This is a genomic window from Buchnera aphidicola (Meitanaphis flavogallis), from assembly GCA_039830035.1.
Taxonomy (GTDB): Bacteria; Pseudomonadota; Gammaproteobacteria; order Enterobacterales; family Enterobacteriaceae; genus Buchnera_B; species Buchnera_B aphidicola_AZ.
In genome coordinates this window covers 17,167-35,022 of record CP140038.1, presented here as the reverse complement: position 1 = coordinate 35,022, position 17,856 = coordinate 17,167, and the positions used below count along the sequence as shown (strand labels likewise).

Genomic DNA, 17,856 nt, shown 5'->3' with positions numbered 1-17,856 from the left:
TTTATATACACTATTTTAAAAAATAAAATATTATACATGAATAACATATCACTAAATACTATTTTAGTGCGCATATTAATATTAAAAAAAATAAAAAACTAACGTTAACTTTTGTATATTGATTATATCAACAATATAAAAAATATTTTATGTTTATATAAACAAACTTAAAAATATTATTTTTATACTTTTAATTATTAAACAAATCAAAATATTATAATATTCATGTAAATTAAAATGTTTAATAGTATAAAATAATTAGTTTAAATTACTTAGTATTATAACGTTATTTAATACCATTATCAAATTAAAATAAACTCAATTCAATAAATTAATATTAATTAAAGAATATAACAACTTTCAATTCGTTAGTTAAAAAACCATGGTATAAATTAAGTGTATACAATTATTACTAAATATTGAATATACAAAACTATTTTGCATATAACCTAATATAACTAAAATTAATAATATAATAAACGTTATTTAGATATAATAAAAAACTATATAATGAAAGTAAAAATATAAAAAAATTATAATATGTTAATAATATATGTTGTAACTACATATTAAATAATATTAATTTTCTATATTAATATATTTTTAACTTAACTAAAAGTATTTTAATATATAATAAACTACATAGATAACAAAAACCTTAAAATATGAAAAAAAATACAATAATACGAAATGCATTAATTAGTGTTTTTGATAAAACTGGAATAATAGAATTTGCTCAAAAACTTATTCAAAATAAAATTAATTTATTTGCTACATCTGGAACAAAAAAAATATTAAAAGCTTCTGGAATAAAAGCTACAGATGTTTCTAAATATACTGATTTTCCTGAAATAATGTCCGGAAGAGTTAAAACACTTCATCATAAAATCTATGCTGGAATATTGGCACGTTCAGATCATGATAAAAATATAATAAATAAATATAATATTATTCCAATAGATTTAGTTATAATAAATTTTTATCCATTTTTTGAAATATTAAATAAAAAAAAATCAAATCACAATAATATCATTGAATCTATTGACATCGGTGGACCTACTATAATTCGAGCTGCCGCAAAAAATTATAATTATGTTACTATTGTTACTAAACCTCATTATTACCATAATATAATAAAAGAAATCGAACAAAAAAATAACCAAATTTCATACGAAACACGTTTAGAACTAGCCCATACTGCACTACAGTATGTTTTTAATTATGATTATAATATAGTCACATATTTTTCGAACTTACATACCAAAAAAAAATATTCTACCTTAAACTCTTTACCTAAATATTTAAATTATATTTTTAAAAAAAAACAAAATTTATTATACGGAGAAAATACACATCAACAAGCAGGATTATATGTAAATTTATTTCATAAATATGATATAACGCAAATGATAGGAAAAACATTATCTTACAATAATGTATCTGATGCTGATACAGCTATATCTTGTGTGCAAGAATTTAATGATCCAGCTTGCGTCATAGTAAAACATGGAAGTCCTTGCGGAGTAGCAATTTCAAAAAATGATCTTTCTGCTTATTTATCTGCTTATAATGCAGATCCTACTTCAGCATTCGGAGGTGTAATTTCTTTTAATACAAAACTAAATGAAAATACTGCAAAAACTATAATAGCTACACAATTTGTAGAATTGATTGTAATTCCAGATATTACTGATCTAGCTCTAAAAGAACTTTCTAAAAAGAAAAATATAAGAATATTAAAATATTCTAATGAATATTTAAGTTCTAATCAATTAAATATAAAATCAATTAATAAAGCTTTTTTAATGCAAAATGATTATTATGATAATATAGATCAAAAAGATTGGAAAGTAGTTAGTAAAAAACTACCAACTTCAAAAGAAAAATGCGATGCTCTGTTTGCATTAAAAATTGTTAAATATCTTAAATCTAATGCTATAGTTTACGTTCGAAACTTACAAACAATTAGTATTGGAGCAGGACAAACTAGTCGTATTGATGCTATTAAAATTGCAATAACAAAAGCTAATGAACACAATATAGATTTGAAAAACTCTACTCTCGCATCTGATGGTTTTTTTCCATTTAAAGACAGTATTGATATTATTTCTAAACAAGGCACTTCTTGTATTATTCAGCCAGGAGGATCTATTAGAGATGAAGAAATAATTTCATCTGTTAATCAAAAAAACATTTCCATGATATTTACGAAAAAAAGATATTTCAAGCATTAAAATAAATTTTTTAATGTAAATTCAAACTCTAGATAATATGTTTTATATATATATTCAATTATTAATTAATGTCAAATTTAATGAGGTTAAATTATGATCTATAGCATGACAGGATATGCGAAAGAAAAAATTAACAAAAAATGGGGTAGTGCTATTTTTGAAATTCGTTCATTTAATCATCGTTATTTAGAAATCAATCTTAGACTATCAGAAGAATTTAGAGAACTAGAACCATTAATTCGTCAATGTATCAGATCTAATTTAAGTCGAGGTAAAATAGAATGCAGTTTACAATTTGAATCTAATAAATATATCATATCTCATCGATCTATTAATATAAGTTTAATCAAACAACTAATAAAATATATTAAATATATTAAATTAAATATACCAGATGGAATAATTAATATAATTGATTTATTAAATTGGCCAGGAGTAATAAATTTAAAAAATGATAACGTAAATAATATTTTTTTCGAATTATCAAAATTATTTCAAAAAACTATAAAACAATTATTAAAATTTAGAAAAAACGAAGGTATTAATTTAAAAAAGTTAATAGCAGAAAAATTATTTTTTATAAAAAATAATGTCAGTGATATAAGAAATAATATAACTCAAATTGTAAAATGGCAAAAAAAAAGAATTTTAGAAAAGATAGAAGAACTAAAAATAGATATTGATCCAAATAGATTAAATCAAGAGTTATTTTTTATAATACAAAAAACTGATATTTCAGAAGAACTAGATAGAATTGACATACACGTTTTAAAAACCATCTCTATACTAGAAAATAACGAACCTATTGGACGTAAATTAGATTTTATCATGCAAGAACTTAACAGGGAAGTTAATACACTATCTTCAAAATCTTCAAATTTTGATATTCATTCGTCTGTTATAGAAATTAAAGTACTTATCGAACAAATCAGAGAACAAAGTCAAAATATCGAATAAATTTTAATATTTATTGATATCCGTAATGAAAAAATCATATCTGATAAATTACAAATTTTATAGCATAACGATATAAATTGTTTGTATTAAAATTATAAAAATCTAACAACATTTAATTTCAAAACAATGTTTATTTCATGTAATTTGTACAATTAATTGTTGCTATTTAATTTTATTACTGAATAATAAATAATTATTAGAACAAAAATTACTCATGTTGAAAACAGATATTTTCAATATTTCTATAACAAAAAAAAATTAAAAAATAAAAAGTTTTTTAACAATACTTTATTTTATTACAATGTACATATTGAGATATTATAATTTATAAATAGAACATTGAATATTTTAATAACGAATTACGCATAATATTTAGAAACATATGTCCTAAATTACTAAATTCCAAAATAACGCATCGTAATATTAATTATGAAAATATAGTATTTAACTAATGATTACTATAAAATAATTATAAGATGTATTACTTTATTTTTATAAAAATATGGTTAAAGCAGCACAAATTATTAAAAAAGATTATAATTAGTAATATAATTAAAAAAACGACGCATTAATTAAAATACTATCGTTTTTTTAATTATATTACTAATTATAATCTTTTCTAATAATTTGTGCTGCTTTAACCATATTTTTTAATGACAACTTCGTAGTTTTCCAATCTCTTGTTTTTAACCCACAATCAGGATTAACCCATAATCTTTGTATTGGAATATAATTTATAGCTTTTTTTAATAATGTAGTCATCCATTTTATATTTGGTATACTAGGTGAATGAACATCATATATACCCGGACCAATTTCATTTGGATATTCAAAATTTTTAAAAAACTCTAATAATTCCATATCAGATCGTGATGTTTCAATAGTAACAACATCTACATCTAACAAAACAATCGCATTCATAATATCATTAAATTCACAATAACACATATGAGTGTGAATTTGCGTATCATCTCGAACACCAGAATAAGTTAATCGAAATGCCTCAATAGACCAAGACAAATATTGATCCCATAAGCTACGACGTAATGGTAACCCTTCTCTTAACGCAGGTTCATCAATTTGAATAATACTTATTCCTGAACTTTCTAATTCTAAGACTTCATCACGTAAAGATAATGCTATTTGTTTTGCTATATTTTCTTTAGATAAATCTTCTCTTAAAAAAGACCAACACAAAATAGTTATAGGACCAGTTAACATACCTTTTACTGGCTTATTAGTCAAAGATTGAGCATATGTAATCCATTTTTTAGTAATAGATTTTGGACGACTAATATCACCAATAATAATAGGTGGTTTAACACATCTTGATCCATAACTTTGCACCCAACCATTTTCAGTAAATGCAAAACCATTTAAATTTTCACCGAAATATTCTACCATATCATTACGTTCAAATTCACCATGAACTAATACATCAATATCTAACTCTTCTTGTAAACTAATCACTGATGCTATATGTTTATAAAGTGTATTTTGATATTGTTCACAACTAATATTTCCTTGTTTAAAATTAAATCGTAGTTTTCTTATCTCTTCCGTTTGTGGAAAAGAACCTATAGTAGTAATTGGAAGAATAGGTAAATTTAATTTTTTCTTTTGTTGTATTGATCTAATTGAGTATATATTCTGTCTTTTACTATCACTTGAAGAAATAGTATTAACTCTATTTTGTACTAATGCATCATTAACTAAATTGGAATTACAACGAGAATAGATTGGTTGACACCAAATATCTATTATATCTGTAATATTATTGTTTAACGCATCTCTTAACCAAGACAGTTCTTGACATTTCTGTAAAGCAAAAGAAAACCAACTTTTAACTTCTACATTCAAAGATTTTTCATATTCAAGATCTATAGGAGAGTGTAACAATGAACAAGAAGAAGCAATCCATACTTTTTTTCTAAACATTAAAAATGATTTTAATTGTTTAAACCACTGAATTAAATCTGAACGCCAAATGTTTCTTCCATTTATTACACCTAATGATATTAACCAATCTTCAGGAATTTGAGAATTTAATAAAGACAAATTACATTTTCCAGAAACTAAATCTACATGTAATCCTTGTATAGGTAACTTACATATTACATCTAAATTATGGTTAATACTTCCAAAATAAGTTGTTAACAATAACTTACTATATCCTAATAAACTTTCATAAACAGAAAAAAAAGATTTTTTCCATTTTTCAGGTAATTCTAACGTTAAAATAGGCTCATCAATTTGAACCCATTCAATATTTTTATTTTTAAGTTGCAATAGCAAACATTGATATATTGGAATAATTTTTCGCAATAAATTTAATCGATCAAAATAAGTTCCTCTAACTTTTCCTAACCATAAATATGTTAGCGGACCTAAAATAATAGGTTTAACATTATTATGCAATAATAATGCTTCATCTACTTCTTCTAACAATTGCATCCAAGAAAAATTAAAATGAGAATGAATAGTAAACTCAGGAACAATATAATGATAATTAGTATCAAACCATTTTGTCATATCCGATGCAGGGATAGATCCTTTATTAACAGAACATCCACGAGCTATACGAAATAAAGTATCTAAAGTTATTTTGTTATCTTTATTTGCATGTCTTTTAGGAACATTTCCCAATAACATAGTCATTCCTAAAACATGATCATACCAAGCAAAATCACCTACAGAAATAAAATCTACACCTTTTTGTTGTTGTTGCTCCCAATGACGTTTCCGTAACATTTTTCCAACAGAAAATAATTCATCTTCAGAAATTTTCCCAGACCAATAATTTTCTTGCGCAACTTTTAATTCACGCTTAACACCAATTCTAGGAAAACCTAAAATATGATTCATAACCTTCATATTGCAAACCTCATGTATCAACGATACAAAATGTAATCTTGAAAATCATTATTTTAAATTTAAATAAAAAATTAAATAATAATTACATTTTGATTAAAAATATCTTTGTGTATTTAAAATTTTTTAAATAATTGATAAAACTAAAATATTTACACTTCAAACATAATCAAATACATAAAAACTAATGTATAAAAAATAAAAATGTTTAAAAAATCACATAAAAAAAATCATTTCTTGTAAATATAAAATGTAAATATATAAATATTATAATTAACATTAATAATGTAAAAAAAATCTATTTAAATAACGTGCTACTCCATCTTCTGAATTGCTACCAATGATTTCGATATTAGGAAGAGAACTTTTTAAAACTGCAGTTCCATTTTTCATAATGCAGCCTTTTCCAGACATTTGTAACATTTCTTTATCGTTCATTCCATCACCAAAAGATAAACAATTTTTTAACGAAGATCCTAAAAAATCAGATACTAATTCTAAAGCATTTCCTTTAGAAACCATGTAAGACATTACTTCTAAACAATTAGAACAAGAAAAACAAACATTCACCATATTTTCAAATTGACGTACAATATATTTTTTTAAAGATAACAATTTATGGATATTCGTACTAATAAAAAAAATTTTGCTAATACTTTGACATTGTAAATACTTAATATCAAACAATTTATAGTTAAAACCAAATGATAAATATAACTCTACTCTATTACGTACGTTACGATTAACATACCAAGAATCATGAGAATACAATTGAATTAATATATCTTTTTCTGATGACAACATTGCAATCAACTTTAATACAATATTTTTATCAAGATCACAGCTATATATTAATTGATTATAAGGATCATAAATTCTAGCTCCATTAGAAGTAATAAGAAAAGATAACACGTCTAAAGCATTTTTAATTTTTTTTGCTTCAATATAATGTCTACCTGTTGCTATTACAAAATGAATTCCTTTTTTCACTAGTGTTTTAATAATATTTTTCGTATATTCAGTTATATGATATTTTGGTGATAATAAAGTTCCATCTAAATCAGATGAAATAATATGATAATACATAGTGTCCTTAATGTATACTAATTACTAGTATAACTAGTACCTAATAATCAAAATAACTAATTATACACACAAATCAATATAAAATAATATTAAAGATATTTGATACTTATGTAAAAACTACTATTATATATTTAATAAAAAAACTCATAATAATTTATATAAAAACAAAATAATGTTAGGAATTAATTTACATGTCAAATAAAAATTTAATTGTAATTATTCTTGCTGCTGGAAAAGGAACAAGAATGCATTCTGACTATCCAAAATTACTTCATCAATTAGGAGAAAAACCTATTTTACAACATGTAATAGACTTAGCAAAATCCATTACTCCAAAAAAAATTTATTTAATATATAATCATCAATATAAACGTTTTAAATCTATCATTACTGATTCTTGCTTAACCTGGATAAAACAAAAACAAACATTAGGCACTGGAAATGCTATATATCAGATGATGCATATATTAAAAGATAATGAAAACTATCTCATTTTATATGGAGATATGCCGTTAATATCCAAAAAGTCTATAATAAAATTAATACGTTCTAAAGAAAAATCATCTATTAGTCTATTAACTGCTAAATTAAAAAATCCAGAAAATTATGGAAGAATTATTAGAAAAAAAGGAAAAATAATTAAAATAATAGAACACATAGATGCCACTCAAAAACAATTAAAAATTCGTGAAATTAATTCTGGCATTTTTATTACTACTGGAAACCACTTAAAAATTTGGATAAAACAAATAAATAACAAAAATACAAAAAAAGAATATTACATAACTGATATAATTTACTTAGCATATCAACAAAAAAGCACTATAAACAATATAAATCCTCAAAATAAACATGAAATCATAGGCATAAACAATAAACTCCAACTATCAATAGCAGAAAAATGGTACCAACAAAAAAAAATTAATAATTTATTATTGTCTGGTGTTACAATTTGCAATCCATCAAATTTTAATATTCGAGGTACATTGAAATACGGAAAAAACTTAGAAATTGATAATGGAGTTATTTTAAAAGGAAATGTTATATTAGGTAATTCAGTAAAAATTGGACCAGGTTGTATTATAAAAAATAGTATTATTGGAAATCATTGTTGCATTAAAGCATATACAATAATTGAAGAAGTAATCGTTGCTAACAATTGTATTATTGGTCCTTTTTCTCATTTGAAAAATGGAACAGTGCTTAATGACAAAATTCAAATAGGAAATTTTGTTGAAATTAAAGAATCAAAAATAGGTTACAAATCCAAAATAAAACACTTAAGCTATGTAGGAAACTCCAAAATTGGGAAAAAAGTTAATATAGGAGCAGGAACTATTTTTTGTAATTATAATGGAAAAGAAAAATTAAACACTATTATAGGAAACAATGTTTTTATTGGATCCAACTGTCAAATAATTGCACCTATTACTATTACAAAAAATACCATTATTGCAGCTGGCACTACAGTTATAAAAGATGTTAAACAACCTAGTTTAGTATATAACAAAAAAGAAGAGATACAAAAAAAAATAAAGTTTTAATAAAAACAAAAACTATTTTTAAATAAATAAAATATGAATTTTCCATTATAGGACATAACATGTGTGGAATTATTGCTGTCATTGCACAAAAAAATGTAATACAAATACTAAAAAAAGGTATTGTTCGATTAGAATATAGAGGATATGATTCTTCAGGATTAGCTATTATTAATAATCAAAAAAAAATTTTACGTTTCCGAGCTCAAGGAAAAGTACATAATTTAATTAACATAATTAAAAAAATCCATTTATCTGGAAATATAGGTATGGCACATACCAGATGGGCTACACATGGAGAAGCATTAATAAAAAATGCGCATCCTCATATATCTGATAATATTTCTATAGTCCATAACGGATTTATTGAAAATTATAAGGACATTAAACAAAACTTACAAAAAAATGGATATCATTTTTCTTCTGATACTGATACAGAAGTCATTGCTCACCTAGTTAATTTTATGCAAAATCAAGAAAAAGAAAAAAATCTTCTAAAAGTTGTTCAAAACGTCACTACAAAACTAAAAGGAAATTACAGTATGGTAATAATGGATACTAAAAATCCTGAAATATTACTAGCAGTAAGATCAGGCAGTCCATTATTAATAGGAATAGGAAAAAAAGAAAATTATATTACTTCTGATCAACTAGCATTATTAGACGTTACAAAACGTTTTATATACTTAAATGAAGGTGACATCGCACTATTAACACATGATGATATTACTATTATTAATAAAAACGGAGTATCTCAAAAAAGAAAAGAAATATACTCTCAAAATGATAATGTTGATATCAATAAAGGATTATTTCGACATTACACAGAAAAAGAAATATATGAACAACCCAATTCAATATATAATACTCTTTTAAACCGATTAAAAAAAAATAAAACAGTTTACTTTTCCGAATTAGATATAAAAGCTGATGAATTGTTATTTAAAACGGAACACATCCAAATTATAGCATGTGGAACATCTTATCACGCTGGATTAGTATCAAAATATTGGTTTGAATCATTAGCCATGATATCATGTGATGTTGAAATTGCTTCAGAATTTTGCTATAGAAAATTTGTTGTTAGAAAAAATAGTTTATTTCTAATACTATCGCAATCTGGAGAAACAGCTGATAATTTAACTGCTTTAAGAATTTCAAAAAAATTTAAATATTTAGGATCATTAGTAATTTCTAATTCAAAAAGTTCATCGTTAGTACATGAATCAGATTTTTCCTTACTTACTTATGCAGGAATAGAAGTAGGTGTTGCATCTACTAAAGCATTTACAACACAATTAACTGTATTATTAATGTTAGTAGCAAAATTTATTCATTTAAAAAATAAAAACTTGAAATTAGAAAAGAAAATAGTAAATATATTAAATTTTCTACCCAAAAGAATTAAAGATATTTTAAAGTGTAAAAATATTATTTATTCTTTAGCCACAAAAATATTTAATAAAGAAAACATGTTATTTTTAGGAAAAGGAGAACAATATCCTATTGCAATGGAAGGGGCATTAAAAATGAAAGAAATTTCATATATTCATGCAGAAGGATATCCAATTGGAGAATTAAAACATGGACCTTTAGCTTTAGTAGATTCAAAAATTCCGATCATTGTAATTGCTCCAAACAATCATTTATTAGAAAAAATAAAACTAAATGTAGAAGAAATTTATTCTAGAAAAGGATTAATTTATATCCTGTCAGATCAATATACCCAATTCAATAGAAACAGTAATATTATACGATTTCCTTATGTAGAAAACTTAATTTCTCCAATCGTTTATTCAGTTTCATTACAACTTTTAGCATATTATACTGCTTTAATAAAAAATAGAAATATAGACCAACCTAGAAATTTAGCAAAATCAGTAACAGTAGAATAATATCAACTAAAATATATAATAGAAATAATGTTTAAAAAATTTAAAAATATCCAATTAATGATACATAAGTATCATCATGTTTCTATAGCGATGCGTAATTTTTTCATCGCATTTTTTTCTAATTGACGCACTCTTTCTGCAGATATTCCGTAACTATTCGCAATGGTTTGTAAAGTGACTTTATTATTATCATCTAACCATCGTGCATTAATAATATGTCTACTTCTTGCATCCAATCTTGATAAAGCGTTGCTTAACTTATTAGAAGTATGTTGTTCCCAATTATTTTTCTCTACTTTATGGGCAAAATTAGATAAATTATCTTTTAAGTAAGGTGTAACATTCACTAATTTCCCACATCCTAAATTTTCATTTACAATAGGATGCAAAGCTATATCTTGTGCTGACATACGAGATTCCATTTCTCTTACATCTTCACTTTTTACCCCTAATTCACGAGCAACTAATTCTAACTCACTGTCACTAAACCATCCCAACCTTCTTTTTATTTTACGAAGATTAAAAAACAACTTTCTTTGTGATTTAGTGGTAGCTACTTTTACAATTCTCCAATTTTTCAATACATACTCGTGAATTTCAGATTTAATCCAATGAACAGCAAATGATACTAATCGAACACCTACCTCTGGATTAAAACGACGAACAGCTTTCATTAACCCAATATTTCCCTCTTGAATTAAATCTGATTGCAACAATCCATATCCCGAATAATTTCTAGAAATATGAATTACAAATCTCAAATGAGACAAAATTAATATTTTTGCTGCTTCTAAATCACTTTGATAATACAATCTTCGTGAAAGAGATTTCTCTTCTTTTTCAGATAACATTGGCCAGGAATTAGCTGCTTTAATATATGCTTCTAAATTACCTAATGAAATTGTTGCTAACATTTTCATGTTCTTAGTCATTTGTAATCCAAAATAAAAAAAAATATGACTCATTATATACTATATTATTGTAATATTACTAATATAATCAAATAAAATTAAAAAATTAAACGCATATCTTATAAACATCATTTTTAAAAAATACACCAATATCTTTTTTTTGATTATTAAAAAGTAATTTAAATATCATTAGAAAAAATAGCATTTACAAAAATCTTACTGTTAAAATAATGTATATCTTCTATTTTTTCTCCAAAACTAATGTATCTAATAGGAATAGATAATTGATTAGCTATAGAAAATATTGCTCCACCTTTGGATGTACCATCTAGTTTTGTAATTACTAAACCAGTTATGCCTAATTCTTCATTAAAAATACTAGCTTGTTTTATGGAATTTTGACCTATACACGAATCTAATACTAATATGATTTCATCAGGAGCAGAACAATCTAATTTTTTTAATACTCTTTTAATTTTTTTTAGTTCTTCCATTAAATTTATTTTATTGTGTAATCGACCTGCAGTATCAGCTATTAAAATATCAACATTTTTAGATTTTGCAGCTTGAAACGCATCAAAAATTACTGCAGCAGGATCTGCTCCAGATTGTTGTGATATTACCGGAACTAAATTGTTTTTTCCTAATATTTTTAACTGATCAATAGCAGCAGCTCTAAACGTATCACCTGCAGCTAACATTACTGATTTTCCTTCATTTTTAAAAATATGAGTCAGTTTACCAATAATAGAAGTTTTACCTACACCATTTACACCTACTATTAATATTGAAAATGGTTTTTTTGGTATTATATCCAATGGTTTTTCAACTTTCTTTAAAATATCTATCATATTTTTCTTTAATAAAGATAAAACAATTTCACTATTTTTGATATTTTTGAAATATACTTCTTTCTCTAAAGCATTCACTAATATATTTGTAGTTTCTAAACCAATATCAGACATCAAAAGTTGTTCAGAGATATTATTAAAAATAGAATTATCTATTTCTTTTTTTGAAAATAAATTATAAATTTTTAACCCAAGATTTTTTTTAGTTTTAGATAATTTCTTTACTAATATTGAAAATATTCCCTTTTTTTCATAATTTGCAGGGGATATTATAATTTTTTTATCATGATTTTTAATGTTTTTATCATATATCAGACTATTTTGCGTTTGATTTGATATTATACATTCATCTTTATGTAAAGTATTACAATTCAATAAACTTTTTTTTAATACTTCTTTATTTTTTGAAGCAATAGCATCGATTTTATTTTCTTTTTCACTAGATTGTTTTTTAGGATTTAACCAAGAAAAAAATTTTTTAAGCTTACTTTTATTACTTTTTAACATTATACTATTCCTTACTATTTCATATATAAAATTGATTACGCTCAGCATAATATAATAATACATATTAATATACGTAATGTTTAAACCTTACTTTTATTACACAATTAATTATACATATAATGAACAAAAAATACCAAAATGCAAAAATTAAAAAAAATAATATTCGAATTATCAGTGGAGAATTTCGAGGACGTAAAATTTCAATAAAAAAATCCTATAAAATACGTCCTACAACTGACCGCATGCGAGAAACACTATTTAATTGGATTAATAAAAGAATTATTAATGCTGATTGTTTAGATTGTTTTGCCGGAAGTGGAGCATTAGGAATAGAAGCAATTTCTCGTTATGCTTCATTTGTAACTTTTATAGAAAAACATAAAAATATAACACAAAAATTAAAAAAAGTATTTATAAAATTAAATAAGTCCAATATTGAAATTATACATTCTAATGCAATTCATTGGTTAAAAAAAAAAGAAAACCTTATGATGTTATATTTTTAGATCCTCCATTTAAAACTCAATTACTACAAGATGCCATTATTCAATTGGAAAAATATAAATACACTAAACAATATTCATTAATATATATAGAAAAAGAAAAAACGTCTGAAACTTTATTCATACCTCATAATTGGATACTATACAAAGAAAAAAAAACACTAAGAGTTAGTTATCAACTTTATATATGTCAAAAATATATATAAATTTTTTAATATTAAACTCACTAAAAATAATTTATACAAAATAATAAATTTATTTACAATAATAAAAAATATATTATATCAATAAAATAACAAATTTTAATAATATTAAAGACATATCTGATACTTTTTAATATTAAAAATACTTTCAAAACAAAAATGAATAATAAAAAATTTTTAAAACGTCTTCAATGTTTAATACCTAAACATATTAAACCTAAATTTCAAAATGATGAAGATCTTTTATCATGGAATCAAGAACAAGGAAGATTATCATCTGATGCTATTTTAAAAAAAAATAAAGAAAAAAAAATACAACGTATTTTAGGAAAGTCTGGGATTCGAGAATTATATATAAATTGCTCTTTTGAAAATTATCGCGTAGAACATGAAGGTCACAAAAAAGTAGTGAAAGCAGCCAAAAGATATGCTCAAGAATTTAATAAAAGTATAGCAAGTTTTATTTTTTCTGGAAAACCAGGAACAGGTAAAAATCATCTTGCTTCTGCAATAGGCAACTATTTAATTTCAAGCGGAAAAAGTGTATTAATTATAACAGTTGCAGATTTAATGTCAAATATGAAAGAAACTTTTAATGGTAATTGTGATATAACTGAAGAAGTCTTATTAAATAATTTGAGCAATGTAGATTTATTAATGATAGATGAAATAGGAGTACAAATAGAATCAAGATACGAAAAAGTAATTATTAATCAAATTGTAAATAGAAGATCATCATCTAAACGTTCGACAGGAATGCTATCCAACTTAGACTACAGAGGATTAAAATCACTTTTAGGTGAACGCGTTATTGACCGAATGCGATTAGGAAATGGACTATGGTTAACTTTCGAATGGGAAAGTTACAGAAGACGTATAAAAGGGAATGAACACGAAGACATTTAAATAATAAAATTATGACACAAAAAATAACATTAAAAAATTTTAACTATATTATATATTATATCTTTAATTTTTTACAACTTATCTAAAAAATAAAATACTACATTTATATGCTTATTACACATCAATATGTATAAAATTAATTTTAATATTTACAATTAATAAAAATCATAACTACTATATTAAAAATAAAAATATTTGTATATTTTCATAATTGCAAATTAATTAGTAAAATTTTATTTTCTAAAATAAAATATTTTAAATTGAAAGAAAAAACATACTTAATAAATATATATTTGTTTTAAAAAATTATTAAATGGATATATAATGATTGCAACGCAATATTATAAAATATTCATATAATATAATAACATTATAAAAAATTTTTAAAATATAAAATTTAACCACTAATTTATTAAATTTATGTTTTCATTCAAGATTATTAAAACATACATACTAACTTGAAAAAATAATATAATGTTAAATATATATACATTTCAATATTACTTAATACATAATATCCAAGAAGCCATTATTCAATTAAAAAACTAAAAACAACATTTCTCTCCTAAATTATTACGCATAAAGGAGAGAAACATTAAAGTTTAATATACTTTTAAAAATTTTTAAAGAACTACTACATCATTCCACCCATTCCACCCATTCCAGGAGCAGAAGGAGTACTACTTAAATCAGATTTATCTTCTTTTGGTAAATCTGTAACCATGCATTCTGTAGTTATCATTAATCCAGCTACAGATGAAGCATATTGTAATGCTGAACGAGTAACTTTAGTAGGATCTAAAATTCCAAAATGTATCATATCTCCATATTCATCCGTAGCAGCATTATATCCATAGTTACCTTTTCCATCTTTAACATTGTTAGTTACAACAGAAGGTTCCTCACCAGAATTAGATACAATTTGACGTAATGGAGCTTCCATAGCACGAAGAGCTACTCTTATTCCTACATTTTGATCTTCATTTTGACCTAAAAGATTGGAAATTTTAGCAGCTACTCTAACTAAAGCTACGCCACCGCCTGGAACTACACCTTCTTCTACAGCAGCACGAGTAGCATGTAAAGCATCTTCTACACGCGCCTTTTTCTCTTTCATTTCTACTTCAGTAGCAGCACCTACTTTTAATACTGCTACTCCACCAGATAATTTTGCTAAACGTTCATTTAATTTTTCTTTATCATAATCAGAAGTAGCTTCCTGAATTTGTTGACGAATTTGACTAATTCTATTTTGAATATTAAATTTTTCGCCTATTCCGCCTATGATTGTAGTAGTATCTTTACTTATTACTACACGTTTTGCTTGTCCTAAATCTTCTAAAGTAGCTTTTTCTAATTCCATAGCCAATTCTTCAGATATCACAGATCCAGCTGTCAATATAGAAATATCTTGTAACATTGCTTTACGACGATCACCAAAACCAGGAGCTTTTACTGCTGCTACTTTTACAATTCCTCTTATAGAGTTAACGACTAAAGTAGCTAATGCTTCACCTTCTAAATCTTCAGAAATAATTAATAACGGTTTTCCAGATTTTGCTACTGCTTCTAATATTGGGAGTAATTCACGAACATTAGAAATTTTTTTATCTGCCATTAAAATATAAGGATTATCTAACTCTACAATTCCTGTTTCTGCTTTATTAATAAAATACGGAGATAAATAACCTCTGTCAAATTGCATACCTTTTACTACTTCTAATTCATCCTGTAATCCAGTACCTTCTTCGACAGTAATTACTCCATCTTTACCAACCTTTTCCATTGCATCAGCAATTAACATACCTACTTTTTCGTCAGCATTAGCAGAAATAGTTCCGACTTGAGTAATAGCTTTAGAATCAGAACATGGAACAGATAGACATTTCAACTCTTCTACTGCTGCAATTACTGCTTTATCAATTCCTCTTTTTAAATCCATTGGATTCATACCAGCAGCTACAGCTTTCAAGCCTTCATTTACGATTGCTTGCGCTAATAATGTCGCTGTAGTAGTACCATCTCCAGCTGCATCATTAGCTTTAGAAGCTACTTCTTTTACCATTTGAGCACCCATATTCTCAAATTTATCTTCTAACTCTATTTCTCGAGCTACAGATACACCATCTTTAGTAATACTAGGTGCACCAAAAGATTTATCTAAAACAACATTTCTACCTTTCGGACCTAAAGTTACTTTTACTGCATCAGCTAATACATTAACACCTCGAAGCATTTTTACACGCGCTTCGTTTCCAAACTTTACGTCTTTAGCAGCCATTGAATTGTTTCCTTAAACTTAAAGTTTAATTTTTTGTTTAGCAAACATTAAAAAAATTAATTTTCAACAATTGCTAATATGTCACTTTCAGTTAAAATTAATAATTCTTCATTATCAATTTTTTCTATTTTTGCACCATAACCTTCATTAAAGATAACTGTATCACCGATTTGTACATCTAATGGTTTTATATTACCATTATCTAAAATACGACCGTTACCAACAGCAATTACTTCACCTCGAGTAGATTTTGCTGCAGCAGATCCTGTGAGTACAATTCCACCTGCTGATTTAGATTCTGTCTCTTGGCGTTTAACAATAACACGATCATGCAATGGACGAATTTTCATTTAATATATTCTCCTTTTAGAAATTAAAATTTAAAACTATTTAAACTTTAACACTTCCTGCTATAAGATATATGGATCTTAATCTAAACTTTCAAGTATTAATATAAAAAAATTATTATTTTTTAAACATATTTAGAAAAAACTTATTGATAAAAATATTGATTTTCTTATTTTCTATTATAAAGAAAATAAGAACTATGCTTATGTTATCATAAATCCACATATATTTCATAGAAATATTCGGTTTATATAAAAAGTTATTGACATTACTAAATCATTGATGTTTAAATAAAGTGTTTGCCTGGATAGCTCAGTTGGTAGAGCAGAGGACTGAAAATCCTCGTGTCGGTGGTTCAATTCCGCCTCCAGGCAAAATTTACGTTAGTTATATTTTTTATAATTTATTATTAAGCAATATAAAGTAATAATTTAAAATAAAAATTTTTAGAAAAGTAAAAAACATCATCCTATCTGAATTTATATATTTAATGGAAGTACATATATTATGTATTTTCTGTTTTTTAATACATATCCATACTTTAATATTATATATATATTCAACTTTTCCTAAAATAATTACATTCATGAGTTCTTTTCAATCTTTTTTAACGATTTCTTCCATAGATATTAAAACTTTGCAAAAATATTACTAATTATTCTATTAAAAAAAAATAAAACATTAAAGTCTATAGATAGGAAATTCATAATATCTTTTATAACGATATAAATCTTCTCATAAAAAATCTATATTTTAAATCAA

At 24.4% G+C, this 17,856-nt stretch carries 11 protein-coding genes, 1 tRNA gene and 1 pseudogene; 7 read left to right on the top strand and 6 right to left on the bottom strand.

Features of this window, described 5'->3' with window-relative positions:
- Positions 1 to 665: 665 nt before the first annotated feature.
- Both purH and U0T59_00140 read left to right on the top strand, forming a co-directional pair.
- On the top strand, positions 666 to 2,234 hold the full coding sequence (purH, locus tag U0T59_00145; GenBank protein ID XBC43354.1) for a bifunctional phosphoribosylaminoimidazolecarboxamide formyltransferase/IMP cyclohydrolase: 1,569 nt from the start codon (positions 666 to 668) through the stop codon (positions 2,232 to 2,234).
- A gap of 93 nt (positions 2,235 to 2,327) precedes the next feature.
- Positions 2,328 to 3,191 (top strand): YicC/YloC family endoribonuclease, encoded by an 864-nt coding sequence (locus U0T59_00140; protein XBC43353.1) that lies wholly within the window; start codon positions 2,328 to 2,330, stop codon positions 3,189 to 3,191.
- Positions 3,192 to 3,794: 603 nt separating this feature from the next.
- Here the strand turns inward: U0T59_00140 and metE are convergent.
- Positions 3,795 to 6,065: a 5-methyltetrahydropteroyltriglutamate--homocysteine S-methyltransferase gene (metE, locus tag U0T59_00135; protein XBC43352.1), complete on the bottom strand. Its 2,271-nt coding sequence runs from the start codon at positions 6,063 to 6,065 to the stop codon at positions 3,795 to 3,797.
- A 276-nt stretch (positions 6,066 to 6,341) separates the two neighbouring features.
- Complete coding sequence (locus U0T59_00130; protein XBC43351.1) at positions 6,342 to 7,148, bottom strand: Cof-type HAD-IIB family hydrolase; 807 nt, start codon at positions 7,146 to 7,148, stop codon at positions 6,342 to 6,344.
- A 191-nt stretch (positions 7,149 to 7,339) separates the two neighbouring features.
- Between U0T59_00130 and glmU the strand changes: the two genes are divergently transcribed.
- Entirely contained in the window at positions 7,340 to 8,692 is a 1,353-nt protein-coding gene (glmU, locus tag U0T59_00125; protein XBC43350.1) for a bifunctional UDP-N-acetylglucosamine diphosphorylase/glucosamine-1-phosphate N-acetyltransferase GlmU, read from the top strand.
- A 59-nt stretch (positions 8,693 to 8,751) separates the two neighbouring features.
- Positions 8,752 to 10,584 carry a glutamine--fructose-6-phosphate transaminase (isomerizing) gene (gene glmS / locus U0T59_00120; protein XBC43349.1) on the top strand — a complete coding sequence of 611 codons (1,833 nt, stop codon included), beginning with the start codon at positions 8,752 to 8,754 and terminating at the stop codon, positions 10,582 to 10,584.
- Positions 10,585 to 10,658: 74 nt separating this feature from the next.
- On the opposite strand, the gene rpoH is transcribed toward glmS, so the two are convergent.
- The gene (gene rpoH, locus U0T59_00115) at positions 10,659 to 11,516 is read right to left on the bottom strand and encodes an RNA polymerase sigma factor RpoH (protein ID XBC43348.1); all 858 of its coding nucleotides are present in this window, start codon (positions 11,514 to 11,516) and stop codon (positions 10,659 to 10,661) included.
- Positions 11,517 to 11,674: 158 nt separating this feature from the next.
- On the bottom strand, positions 11,675 to 12,853 hold the full coding sequence (gene ftsY / locus U0T59_00110; protein XBC43347.1) for a signal recognition particle-docking protein FtsY: 1,179 nt from the start codon (positions 12,851 to 12,853) through the stop codon (positions 11,675 to 11,677).
- A gap of 119 nt (positions 12,854 to 12,972) precedes the next feature.
- On the opposite strand from ftsY, the pseudogene rsmD reads away from it, so the two are divergent.
- Positions 12,973 to 13,562 (top strand): annotated as a pseudogene (gene rsmD / locus U0T59_00105) (16S rRNA (guanine(966)-N(2))-methyltransferase RsmD).
- A gap of 156 nt (positions 13,563 to 13,718) precedes the next feature.
- Positions 13,719 to 14,465, top strand: coding sequence for a DNA replication protein DnaC (gene dnaC, locus U0T59_00100; GenBank protein XBC43346.1), 747 nt, complete (start codon positions 13,719 to 13,721; stop codon positions 14,463 to 14,465).
- A 634-nt stretch (positions 14,466 to 15,099) separates the two neighbouring features.
- Here dnaC and groL read toward each other — a convergent pair.
- Together groL and U0T59_00090 are read right to left on the bottom strand one after the other, a co-directional pair.
- Positions 15,100 to 16,746 (bottom strand): chaperonin GroEL, encoded by a 1,647-nt coding sequence (gene groL / locus U0T59_00095; GenBank protein XBC43345.1) that lies wholly within the window; start codon positions 16,744 to 16,746, stop codon positions 15,100 to 15,102.
- A 56-nt stretch (positions 16,747 to 16,802) separates the two neighbouring features.
- The gene (locus U0T59_00090; protein ID XBC43344.1) at positions 16,803 to 17,096 is read right to left on the bottom strand and encodes a co-chaperone GroES; all 294 of its coding nucleotides are present in this window, start codon (positions 17,094 to 17,096) and stop codon (positions 16,803 to 16,805) included.
- A gap of 299 nt (positions 17,097 to 17,395) precedes the next feature.
- Between U0T59_00090 and U0T59_00085 the strand changes: the two genes are divergently transcribed.
- Positions 17,396 to 17,468 (top strand) — tRNA-Phe (locus U0T59_00085).
- The last annotated feature ends 388 nt before the right edge of the window (positions 17,469 to 17,856 follow it).